The organism is Glaciibacter kafniensis (genome assembly GCF_039538945.1).
Classification (GTDB): domain Bacteria; phylum Actinomycetota; class Actinomycetes; order Actinomycetales; family Microbacteriaceae; genus Cryobacterium; species Cryobacterium kafniensis.
This window is the reverse complement of the sequence record NZ_BAABCN010000010.1, coordinates 251332-262402: the sequence shown is the minus strand read 5'-3', so window position 1 is coordinate 262402 and position 11071 is coordinate 251332. Positions and strand designations below refer to the sequence as shown.

General features: G+C 66.2%; 8 protein-coding genes. 6 read left to right on the top strand and 2 right to left on the bottom strand.

What is annotated here, in order from left to right; genetic code table 11:
* Positions 1-21 precede the first annotated feature (21 nt).
* Positions 22-2190: an acyl-CoA dehydrogenase family protein gene (locus tag ABD791_RS15570; protein ID WP_345068380.1), complete on the bottom strand. Its 2169-nt coding sequence runs from the start codon at positions 2188-2190 to the stop codon at positions 22-24.
* Between the two features lie 456 nt (positions 2191-2646).
* On the opposite strand from ABD791_RS15570, the gene ABD791_RS15565 reads away from it, so the two are divergent.
* The 4 genes from ABD791_RS15565 to ABD791_RS15550 all read left to right on the top strand — a co-directional run bounded on the left by ABD791_RS15565 (position 2647) and on the right by ABD791_RS15550 (position 5564).
* Positions 2647-3012, top strand: coding sequence for a PadR family transcriptional regulator (locus tag ABD791_RS15565; RefSeq protein ID WP_345068379.1), 366 nt, complete (start codon positions 2647-2649; stop codon positions 3010-3012).
* Complete coding sequence (locus ABD791_RS15560; protein ID WP_345068377.1) at positions 3009-4169, top strand: hypothetical protein; 1161 nt, start codon at positions 3009-3011, stop codon at positions 4167-4169. Before ABD791_RS15565 ends, ABD791_RS15560 begins: the two co-directional genes overlap by 4 nt.
* A 286-nt stretch (positions 4170-4455) precedes the next feature.
* Complete coding sequence (locus ABD791_RS15555; protein ID WP_345068376.1) at positions 4456-4980, top strand: DUF1697 domain-containing protein; 525 nt, start codon at positions 4456-4458, stop codon at positions 4978-4980.
* On the top strand, positions 4980-5564 hold the full coding sequence (locus ABD791_RS15550) for a YdeI/OmpD-associated family protein (RefSeq protein ID WP_345068374.1): 585 nt from the start codon (positions 4980-4982) through the stop codon (positions 5562-5564). Before ABD791_RS15555 ends, ABD791_RS15550 begins: the two co-directional genes overlap by 1 nt.
* A 393-nt stretch (positions 5565-5957) precedes the next feature.
* On the opposite strand, the gene recQ is transcribed toward ABD791_RS15550, so the two are convergent.
* Positions 5958-8003 (bottom strand): DNA helicase RecQ, encoded by a 2046-nt coding sequence (gene recQ, locus ABD791_RS15545; RefSeq protein ID WP_345068372.1) that lies wholly within the window; start codon positions 8001-8003, stop codon positions 5958-5960.
* 193 nt (positions 8004-8196) lie between these two features.
* On the opposite strand from recQ, the gene ABD791_RS15540 reads away from it, so the two are divergent.
* Positions 8197-8790 carry a TetR/AcrR family transcriptional regulator gene (locus tag ABD791_RS15540; RefSeq protein WP_345068370.1) on the top strand — a complete coding sequence of 198 codons (594 nt, stop codon included), beginning with the start codon at positions 8197-8199 and terminating at the stop codon, positions 8788-8790.
* Between the two features lie 57 nt (positions 8791-8847).
* Positions 8848-11016, top strand: a complete 2169-nt coding sequence (locus ABD791_RS15535; protein ID WP_345068368.1) for a YhgE/Pip family protein — start codon at positions 8848-8850, stop codon at positions 11014-11016.
* Positions 11017-11071: the final 55 nt, after the last annotated feature.

Genomic DNA, 11071 nt, shown 5'->3' with positions numbered 1-11071 from the left:
GCTCCTCGACCACCACACGCACTACTTGTGCTTTTTCGTTGCCTTCTCGTCGATCGGCGCAGTGCCGGATGCGCGCTGGTCGCGGTAGTAGGCGCGAGCCTCCGCTTGACGCTCGGCCTCTGCACCGCTTGAGATCGGGGCGCGCAGGTGGTCCTGCGTGTAGCCGAACGCGTCGACAAGATCCTGAGCGTGCGGGCGGATGCGGGCGATCAGGCGGTCGATGTACGCGGTGATTGCCGCCGCCCGCTGCGCCGAGAGGCGCCCGTTGATCAGGTACCAGGAGAGGTGCTTCTCGATCAGGCCGAGCCCGAACAGGTCGCGCAACCAGGTCAGAACCTGCTTCGTGCCGGCATCCGTCGTCGAGTCGACCGCGCGCGTGAAGGCCTCCCACTGCAACAGCTCGCCGTGGGCGCGCGCTGCCTCGATCAGCTCATTCTGTTGGGAGTTGAACAGGTCGGCGGCCTGCTTCTTCGGCAGCTTGCTCGCGGGGCGCAGCACACCGGCCGCGGTCGCGATCATGCTCTCGACGCGGTCGGTCAGCAGCTCACGTTGCAGTGCCGTCTCGCGCAGGGCGCCGACGGAGCGGGCCGTCGAGCCGAGGTCGACGACATTCTGGGTGAGACGGTGCAGACCGGTGCCGTTGTAGGCGCGGTCAGCGGCGGTCTTGACGACATAGCGGGCGAGGGCGCCGGCATCCGCTTTGGCGAATTGCTTGCTGTAGTCGGTGAGCAGACGCTTGGCGACGAGTTGCAGCAGCACGTTGTTGTCGCCCTCGAACGTGGCGTAGACGTCGAGGTCGGCGCGCAGCCCGACCAGGCGGTTCGCGGCGATGAAACCGGCACCGCCGCAGGCTTCGCGGGCCTCTTGCAGGGTGTCGAGCGCGTGCCAGGTCGACAGCGGTTTGAGGGCGGCGGCCAGGGTCTCGAGGTCTTGCCGGTCGTCGTCGGTGTCGGCCTTGCCGCTGAACACCTCGTCGAACTTCACCAGAAACTCGTCGTGCGCGAACGTGGCCGCATAGGTGGTGGCCAGGCGCGGCAGCAGTCGGCGCTGGTGCCGCTGGTAGTCGAGGATGACCTCTTCGTCGGTGTCGCTGCCAGCCGTGAACTGGCGGCGCTGACCGGCGTAGGTGATGGCAATGGTGAGGCCGAGAGCGGATGCGGCGACCGCCGAGCCGTCGAGCGACACCCGGCCCTGCACGAGCGTGCCGAGCATGGTGAAGAATCGCCGGCCGGGGCTGCCGATGGAGCTTGTGTATGTGCCGTCGAACGCAACGTCGCCGTAGCGGTTGAGGAGGTTCTCACGCGGAATGCGCACATTCGTGAAGTGCAGCCGCCCGTTGTCGATGCCGTTCAAGCCGCCCTTGAGTCCGTCGTCTTCTCCGCCGATGCCGGGCAGGAAGTCGCCGTTCTCATCGCGGATGGGCGTGTAGAACGCGTGCACTCCATGGTTGACGCCCTGGGTGATCAGTTGCGCGAAGACAACGGCGGCGATTCCATCGTTCGCGGCGTTGCCGAGGTACTCTTTCCACGCCGCCTTGAACGGGGTGTGAATGACGAACTCTTCGGTCTCTGGATCGTAGGTGGCGGTCGTGCCGATGCTCGCGACATCCGACCCGTGACCGATCTCGGTCATCGCGAAGGCGCCCGGCACCTTGAGGCTCATGATGTCGGGCAGAAGCGCGTCGTGGTGCTTCTGCGTGCCGAGGTGCAGCACGGCGGCGCCGAACAGGCCCCACTGCACGCCGCCCTTGATCTGCAGGCTCGGGTCGGCGGTGACGAGCTCTTCGAAGCCGGCGATGTTTCCGCCGTGGTCGTCGTGACCGCCCAAGGAAGTGGGGAATGCGCGGAGTACGTGTCCGTTGTCAGCAAGGATCTGCATCTGTTCGCGCACTCGGGCGCGGTGCTCGGCCATCGACTGACCTTCGATGCGCTGCAGCTCGGGCTGTGCGGTGAGTTTGCGGGCGGCGAGGCGCACGTCGGCCCAGGTGCCGAGAAGTGCACGGCCGAGCTGCTCGAGGTCGACACGGGGCGCGGTCGGGTCGCCGGCGATCTTGATCGGACCGGTGTTGACGCTCGGGTCGACGGCGGTGGTCGTGGGGGTGGCGGCCGTCTTTTCTGTTTCTGACGTAGCGGATGCCGCTGCGGACTTCTGGGGGGAACGGGGGGCGGGGCGCTGTGCGGTATCAACCATCGTCGGTCCTTCTCTTTCACGCGGTGCTGTCGTTGCCTGCTGTGCCCCTACGTTAGGCGCGGCTCGAACGCGGCGGAAATAGTGCGTGAGACGGCGACAAAGAAGTATGCCGTGCGCGGCATCCGTTCTGTAGGTTTCCTCAGGTCGGGGCCGTCTTCGAGTTCTGTCTTCTACAAAGCGACTGCCCCACGCGGCGACGACGAAGCATCCGTCGGCTGACCGCAAAGGAGGAGATTCTGCGACACGCCGCCTGCATCTGCCGGTTCGAGACGGCGATTTGCCGAATTTCCTCCTTTACGTGCCCCCGGCTACGACGGTTGTGAACGGGCCTCTCGAGTCAGCGACTCAGCCTCGGATCGTTCGACCGGCCGCCCGGGTTCCGGCACGACACGCTATGTCGCTCAGCACACTACTGTGCAGTGCGTGCTACCGTGACTGCAGATTGAGGGAGGCCGAATGGACACAACACAGTTGTTGAAAGGTGTGCTGGATGTCGCCGTGCTCGCGGTGGTCCAGCACGAAGACGGGTACGGCTACGACATCGTGAGACGCCTGCGCGACGCCGGACTCGGAGAGGTCGGCGATGCCTCGGTGTACGGCACGCTGCGTCGTCTGTACGCGGCGGGAGCGCTGTCGAGTTATGTGGTTCCGTCCGAGGACGGCCCGCACCGCAAGTACTACGCGATCAATCCGGAAGGCACGCACATGCTTGCCGAGCAGCGCGAGACCTGGGGGCAGTTCGCGACCGCGATGACGCAGTTGCTGGGGGAACCCACGCCCCTTCAGAAAGCAGTGATTCGCAAGATTGGGGAGAAATCATGAGCAACACCACGACGGTCTTGGATACCGAGGTGGCGGCCTTCGCCGCAGCGATCCGCACGCATCTCGACGATCTTCCGGCTGAGGATGTTGACGATCTGACGGGCGGGCTAGAGGCTGACCTGTTGGAACAGGCCTCCGATCACGACGGAACACTGACGCTGGGCGACCCCGAGCTGTATGCCGCGGAGCTGCGCGCGTCGGCAGGTTTTCCCGAGCGCAGTGCAACGATTCCGCCGAAGCGGCGGTGGCGCGAGCACGCCGCCGATGCGCGTGCGGATGCCGCGCGGCGGGTTCGCGCAACGCCGGTTGGGGCGTGGCTCATTGACTTCTTTGTCGCGTTGCGGCCGGCGTGGTGGCTGCTGCGCGGTTGGGCGATGTACCAAATAGCCACTGTTTTCCTCGGCACATTTCCGCTCTCTCCCGCCGGGCTGCCGGCATTTCTGGCCGCTGTCGTCGTGAGCGTGCAGTGGGGGCGCGGAAAGTGGCTGCCGACATCCTGGCTGAAAACCATCCGCACCGTGATCAGTATTGTCAGCGTCATCGCGCTGCCGTTCATGCTCGCTGCCGTGATGCACCCATCGGCCAGCGCCGGCTCCTCGAATTCAGCGCCCGCCCCCGACCTGAGCGGCCTCTGGATCGACGGTGCCCGGGTGGGAAACATCTTTGCGTACGACGCCGATGGCAATCCGCTGAGCAATGTGCAGCTCTTCAATCAGGACGGCGATCCGCTCACCACGGTCGGATCCGCCTCTTTTGATCAGCCGTATGACCAGACCTACTATTCCGGCAACAGCACCGTGGCCGTGCCGTTTCTCGGAGCATTCGGCGGCCGGGGCTGGAACGTGTTCCCGCTTGACACCGTGCCGGATCCCCAAGGCGGCGAGCCTGACGTGGCGAACGCCCGGGCCGCGACGCCGCCGTTTGCGAAGGTGCCGTCGCTCCCCGGGATGCCGACGCCTGCGCCAACGCCCACTCCGACGCCACCTCCCGTCACCGATCCTCCCGCCGATCCCGCCGGCGGTGCCGCTGGCGACGCTGCCGCGAACGCTGCGGCCGCTGAAGCTGAGGCTGCGGCTGCGGCTGCGGCTGCGCACGCTGTCGCCAACGCGTCGGCTGCGCCGGCTGCGCCGGCTGCAGAGACCCAGCCGAGCCCATGACCGAGCAGGAGCGCATCCTTTTCGTCGACATCACTTATCTCGTCGCCGAAGCCCTCGAACGCGAGAAGCAAGCGCTCGGGGACGCCGCATCTGCCCCCTGACGGAAACCCCATTCGACGGAGATTCTTGCGCTGAAACCCGCGGCACGCCGCAAAACCGGGCAAATTGACGAAAATCTCCGTCGAATGGGAGACGAGCAGATCGGTTATCGAGTCAGCGCGTCAGACCGAGCACTGACGCTGTCGCGACAATGACGGATGTCGGTGCCAGCCGATATTCTCACCTCATGACTCGTTACGCAGCTCTGCTCCGCGGTGTTAATGTCGGCGGCATCAACCTGAAGATGGTCGAGGTCGCCGCGGTGTTCACCGGGCTCGGACTCGAGAATGTGAAGACCGTGCTGGCGAGTGGGAACGTGCTCTTCGACTCACTGGACTCCGCCGCGACGCTGAAGCCTCGGATCGAGGCGGCACTCGGCGAACGCTTCGGCTACGAGGCCTGGGTGCACGTGCTCGACATGGAGACGATCGGGCGCATCATCGAGGCGTTTCCGTTCGAGGCCGAACGCGAGGGGTGGCATCCGTATGTCATCTTCACCCTCGACCCGGCTCGGGCGGCCGAGCTGCTCGAGTGGCAAGACAAGCTCGATGCGCAGTTCGAGAGCATTCGGCCGGGCGACGGTGTCATCTACTGGACCGTCGAACGCGGCAACACCCTGGGCAGCGTATTCGCGAAAGAGACCGCACGCGCCAAGCACAAGGCGACCACGACGACGCGCAATCTGCGCACTCTGCAGAAGCTCGTGCGCTGATGGCTGTTGAACGGGAGTTGCTGATGTTCTCGAGTGCCGCCGAATGGCGGGCATGGCTCGAGGTTCACGGTTCTGAATCGCCGGGTGTTCAGCTGGCGATCGGCAAGAAGGGGTCAGGGATCCCGAGTGTGAGCTATCTGGAGGCGCTCGAAGTCGCCCTCTGCTTCGGCTGGATTGACGGCCAACGCAACCGACTCGACGAGACACATTTTCGTCAGCTCTATACGCCTCGTGGGGCGCGCAGTATCTGGTCGCAGATCAACCGGGATCGGGTGCAGGCCCTGATCGATGCCGGGCGGATGACGCCGGCCGGGTTGGCCGAGATCGATCGCGCGAAAGCAGATGGCCGCTGGGATGCCGCCTATGCGCCGGCGAGCAGCATTGTCGTTCCCGACGATCTCGCTGCCGCTCTCGCCGCCTCGCCGGCGGCATTGGCGCTGTTCGAGCAGTTGGACAGCACCAATCGGTTCGCGATTCTGTTTCGGATCGGCAATGTGAAACGTGCCGAAACGCGCGAGCGCAAGATCGTGACCTATGTCGAGATGCTCGCGCGTGGGGAGACGATTTATCCGCGGAAGGCGTGACGCTCCCTTTTCGTTGGTCGAGGAGCACGCGACGCAGGAGCGCGCATCTCGAGACCACGCGAGCCGATCTCTTGACCTGGGTTGCGTTTGAACGTCAGCTCACGGGGTCTCGAGACGGCCGCGGGCGGCCTCCTCGACCAACGAAATGGTCAAATTCGTTCACCACTATGCCGCGCAGCGGCCCCATAGCTCGAGACCTCGCGAGCCAATGTTCAAAAGCAACCCGAGTTCAAGGATTGGCTCGCGAGATCTCGAGATGCGGCCTCCTTCGTCGGCTGCTCCTCGATCAACGACATGGCCACATACCTCAGAGACACGGGCTCGCTGCGCTCGCTCGTTCCTCGACCAACGAGAAGGGCTCGCTGCGCTCGCTCGCTCCTCGACCAACGGCGACTACAACGCCGGAACGAACGCCCCCGCCGCCACCACGTCGATGACCTTCTGCCCGTAGGACTCCAGCTTCTTCGCGCCGATCCCGGTGATGCCGTCGAGATCGCCGAGCGACGCCGGTTTCGCAGCGGCGATCGCGATGAGCGTGGCGTCGCCGAAGACGATGTAGGCGGGAACCCCCTGCTCGCGCGACTCGGCCGAGCGCCAGGCGCGCAGCGCTTCGAAGAGCTCCTCGTCGGCCGGCGACAGGTCGGCGGCTTTCGCTTTGCTCGAACCGCGAGATGTGCGGGCGCCGCGTTCCGCACGTTCGGCACGCTCCGGCTCATGCCGCAGCTGCACCGCCCGGTTGCCGGCGAGCACCTCGGCCGCGGCATCCGTCACCGCCAGAACGCCATACTCACCATGAGTCGCGAGCAGCCCCTGCGCGAGAAGCTGCCGCACGACGCCGCGCCACTGCTGGTCGCTGAGGTCGGCGCCGATGCTCCAGGTGGAGAGCTGGTCGTGCCCATGCTGAGTGACGCGCGGGGTGACCTTTCCGCGCAGGATGTCGACGAGATGACCGGCTCCGAAGCGTTGGTTGCGCTCCCGCAACAGGCGCACAATCGTGGAGAGCAGCTTCTGGGCGGGAATCGTGCCGTCCCAGGCTGCCGGCGGGGTGATGCAGGTGTCGCAGTTGCCGCACGGCTCGCTCTGCTGGCCGAAGTAGCGCAGCAGATTGACGCGACGGCAGTCGACGGTCTCGCAGAGGGCGAGCATGGCGTCGAGGTGCGCGGAAAGCTTGCGCCGGTGCGCGAGGTCACCGGGCGACTCGTCGATCATGCGGCGCTGCTGCACGACGTCTTGCAGACCATAGGTGAGCCAGCCGGTCGAGGGCAGGCCGTCACGGCCGGCGCGACCGGTCTCCTGGTAGTAGCCTTCGACGCTCTTCGGCAGGTCGATATGGGCGACGAAACGCACATCAGGCTTGTCGATGCCCATCCCGAACGCGATCGTGGCGACGATGATGATTCCGTCTTCGCGCAGAAACCGGGCCTGGTTGCGGGCACGCACCCGGGCATCGAGACCCGCGTGGTACGGCAGGGCGTTCAGGCCGCTGGCCTGCAAGAACTCGGCCGTGGCCTCAACGCTCTTGCGGCTGAGCGCGTACACGATACCGGCGTCATCCGGATGCTCGGTCTTGATGAAGCTGAGCAGCTGCTTGCGCGGCTCGGCCTTGTTCACGATGCGGTACTGGATGTTCGGCCGGTCGAAGCTCGCGACGAAGTGCTTCGCCTCGCCCAGCTGCAGCCGGGAGGTGATCTCCTGATGCGTCGCATCCGTCGCCGTGGCGGTGAGCGCGATGCGCGGCACGTCGGGCCAGCGGTCGGCCAGCTCGGAGAGCGCGAGGTAATCGGGCCTGAAATCGTGGCCCCACTGCGACACACAGTGCGCTTCGTCGATGGCGAAAAGTGCGATCTCGCCGCGGTCGAGAAACCGCTTCGTCGCCTCAGAAGAGAGTCGCTCTGGTGCGACGTAGAGCAGGTCGAGGTTGCCGGCGATGTAGTCGCGTTCGACCTGGTCGCGGGTCTCGTTGTCCTGACTGGAGTTCAAAAAAGCAGCGCGCACGCCGACGGCGGTGAGGGCGTCGACCTGGTCTTGCATGAGCGCGATCAGCGGGGAGACGACAATACCGGTTCCCGCGCGCACGAGCGACGGAATCTGGTAGCAGAGGCTCTTACCGCCGCCGGTGGGCATCAGCACGACGGCGTCGCCGCCACCGATGAGCTGGTCGATGATCTCGGCCTGCTCGCCACGGAACGAGTCGTAGCCGAAGACCGTGTGCAGCGCTTCGGCCGCGGTGGCGAACTTCGCAGTGGCCGGGTTGCGACGGATGTCTGCGGGCGCGGGTCGGCCGGGCAACCCGACCGGTGAGTCGGCGAAGTCCGGTGCCTGATAGGCGTCGTCGGGGGGCGGCGGGGCGCCGTCGTATCCGCCATACCCGGCGTACCCGTCATCAATGGGCGGTGGAACCTCGTTCGGATCCCACGGAATTTCGTCGTTCCAACTCACCGGGCAAGCCTACCGGCGTGCCCCTGAACGCCCGCCGTTCGGCGTGAGCCTGTGCACGCGCCACGCACGCCGGCGGCTGTGCACCCGCCACGCTTACCGGCAGCCATGCGCCCGGCCGGCACAGGTTTTGACAAGAAACCAGCATCGGACGTAGTCTTTTACGATTGTAAAATAGATCCAGGAAAGGGCGATCGTGACAGAGCCAACCGACCCGCGGGCGATCCGGTCGCGCGACGCCCTCCTGGCCATTGCCGAACAGCTTCTCGATGAAGCGCACGCCGACGGACTGACCGTCACCGAGGTGGCGTCGCGAGCCGGGGTGAGTCGGCCCACCTTCTACCAGCATTTTGCAGACGTGTCGGCACTGATCGCGGCGGCCGTTGTCGCGGAGATCGAGGCCTCCTTCGCCCGCAGCGACGCACAGTTCACGGACCGGACCGGTGTCGAGTTCTTGCGCGGGACGAATCGGATGCTCCTCGAGCAGGTGTCACTGCGTCGCGACGTGTACCGGCGCGTTCTACGGGGTTCGAGCAGCTATGTCGTGCTGTCGGCGGCGGTCGGATACATCTCCACTCGCATGAGCGAGCATGTGCTCGGCGCTCACCTGGCCCAGGGAAGCCCGGCTGACGATGATCGGATCACCGCCATCGCCGCTGGGTCGACCTGGCTCGTGTTGCAGTGGCTCGAGACGGATTTCACCGGGCGCGACTCCCCCGAGGCATTCGCCCAACGCCTGACCGACCTCATGCTCACCCTCGCCGGGGTTCCTGACCCCCTCCGCAGCTGACCGCGCAGCGGCATCCGCTTCTCCCACCTCCCCACACACGTATTCGAAAGTAAAGTCATGGCACTCCCCCGTTCAGTTACCCGCGCACGCCGCCGGCTCACGCTGCCGAAACCCTTCGCCGTCGTCGTCTTGATCGCGCTGAGCCTCATCCCGCTGATCTACGCCGCCGCCCTGATCTGGTCGAACAACGACCCCGTTGGCAACATCGGCAACGTGCCGGCAGCGATCGTGAATCTGGACACCGGCGCGACAGTCGAAGAGAGCGCCGGAAGCTCGAGCCAGATCCAGCTCGGTGACGACGTCGTCTCGGCGCTCGTCGACGCGAATGGCGACAGCAAGGAAGGCTTCGATTGGACGATCACCGACGCCGACACGGCCCAAGCCGGATTGACCCACGGAGAGTATTTGGCCGTGCTCACAATCCCAGCCGATTTCTCCGCGAACGCGACCTCGTCGGCGACGGTTGAGCCGACCGACGCGGCCGCGGCCCAACAGGGCATGCTCTCGATCACGACCAACGACGCGACCAACTACATCACCGGAAACATGGCTCAGTCGTTGGGCAGCACTCTGGTGCGAAACCTCGCCGAGACGGTCTCGTCGACCTATCTCGAAAACGTCTACCTCGGTTTCACCACTGTGCACGACAGCATCTCCGACGCCGCAGACGGCGCAGCCACCCTCGCCGACGGTACGACCGATCTCTCGACTGGCGCATCCGCTCTCGCCGACGGCGCATCCACGCTCGCCGTCGGAGCAGGCAAACTCAGCAGTGGGCTGAGCCAGATCTCCTCGGCAACGGATGCGCTCCCCACCGGGCTGTCCAGTTTGAACGCCGGCATCGGCCAGGCCGTTACCGGGGCAACCGACCTCAGCACCGGCCTGGCGACCCTGCAGAGCGGTACGTCGTCTCTGGCCGACGGGGCCGATCGGGCCCTGACCGGTGCGACCCAGCTCTCAGGCGGACTCAGCACCCTCGACGCCGCCACACCGACCCTCGCGGCCGGCGCCGCGCAGGTCGCCAGCTCCCTCGATCAGTTTGTTGCCGGCTACGACACCATGACCGATCCGCAGCGCGCCGCTGCGCTTCAGCAGCTCGACACCGCCGCCCATCAGGTCTCCGACGGAGCCGGGACTCTCAACAGCAGCGTCGCGGCCCTGGACGCCGGGGCGGAAGACCTGGTCGGCACGGCGAGTGAAGGCACCGGGCTGAGCGCCCTGGCCGCCGGTGCCGCGGATGTCCGCGACGGCACCCGCGCTGCGAGCGCCGGTGCGACCAGCCTCGCCGCCGGACTCGGCAGCCTCGGCACGGGGTTCGACGGCCTGACCGTGAAGCTCACGACGCTGGTCTCCTCGATCAACACCGCGGCGAGCAGCAGCGGCGAGCTCGCCACGGGGGCACAGACCCTCGAGTCCGGCGCCTCCTCCGCGGCCGACGGCGCGCACCAGGTTGACGACGGCGCACACACCCTCTCGACCGGGCTCGCCGACGGGGTGCTGGAGATCCCGACCTATACCGACAGCCAAGCCAACCAGCTCAGCGGTGTTGCCGCCGCACCAGTCGCGCTCGATGCCGAGCGGGAGAATGCCGTCGCACTCTACGGCGCCGGCCTCACACCGTACTTTCTTTCATTGGGCCTGTGGATCGGCAGCCTCGCTGTGTTCTTCATGCGCCCGGCGCTCAACACCCGCCTGGTCGGCTCGCGCCTGCCACTGTGGTTGGTTGCGCTGCGTTCGTATCTGCCGAACGCGCTCATTGCCGTCGTGCAGGCGACGCTGGCAGTGCTGGCGGTGAAGTTCGCCGTCGGCATCGAGATCGCGAACCTCCCCGGAGCGTTCGGAATCGCGATCCTCGCCTCGCTCACCTTCATGGCCATCAATCAAGCCCTCATCGCGCTTCTCGGTGCGCCCGGTCGATTCGTCGGCTTGCTGTTCGTCGTTCTGCAGCTCAGCGCAGCCGGGGGCACCTATCCCATTCAAACCGCGGCCCCGTTCTTCCAGACGCTGCACAACTATCTGCCGCTCACCGACGCCGTGCAGTCATTCCGCACCCTGATTGCCGGCGGCACTCTCGGCGTCGGCCCCTGGGTGTGGAACCTCGTTGTCTGGGCGATCGGCGCGCTCGTCGCGATCGGCATTGCAGCGTTCGTCAGCCGGCGACGCCTGAACCGCAGTGAAATTCTCGCGGCGGCACCCCTACCCGTCGCGGTGCCGCAGGTCGCGTAGCGACGACGCAACACAAACGGATGCCCCCGGCCGACCTGTGCAGGTCGGCCGGGGG

Bases quoted from the DNA above. Each gene is read 5' to 3' on its own strand.
- ABD791_RS15570 (WP_345068380.1), bottom strand. From the start codon at position 2,190: ATGGTTGATACCGCACAGCGCCCCGCCCCCCGTTCCCCCCAGAAGTCC.
- ABD791_RS15565 (WP_345068379.1), top strand. From the start codon at position 2,647: ATGGACACAACACAGTTGTTGAAAGGTGTGCTGGATGTCGCCGTGCTC.
- ABD791_RS15560 (WP_345068377.1), top strand. From the start codon at position 3,009: ATGAGCAACACCACGACGGTCTTGGATACCGAGGTGGCGGCCTTCGCC.
- ABD791_RS15555 (WP_345068376.1), top strand. From the start codon at position 4,456: ATGACTCGTTACGCAGCTCTGCTCCGCGGTGTTAATGTCGGCGGCATC.
- ABD791_RS15550 (WP_345068374.1), top strand. From the start codon at position 4,980: ATGGCTGTTGAACGGGAGTTGCTGATGTTCTCGAGTGCCGCCGAATGG.
- ABD791_RS15535 (WP_345068368.1), top strand. From the start codon at position 8,848: ATGGCACTCCCCCGTTCAGTTACCCGCGCACGCCGCCGGCTCACGCTG.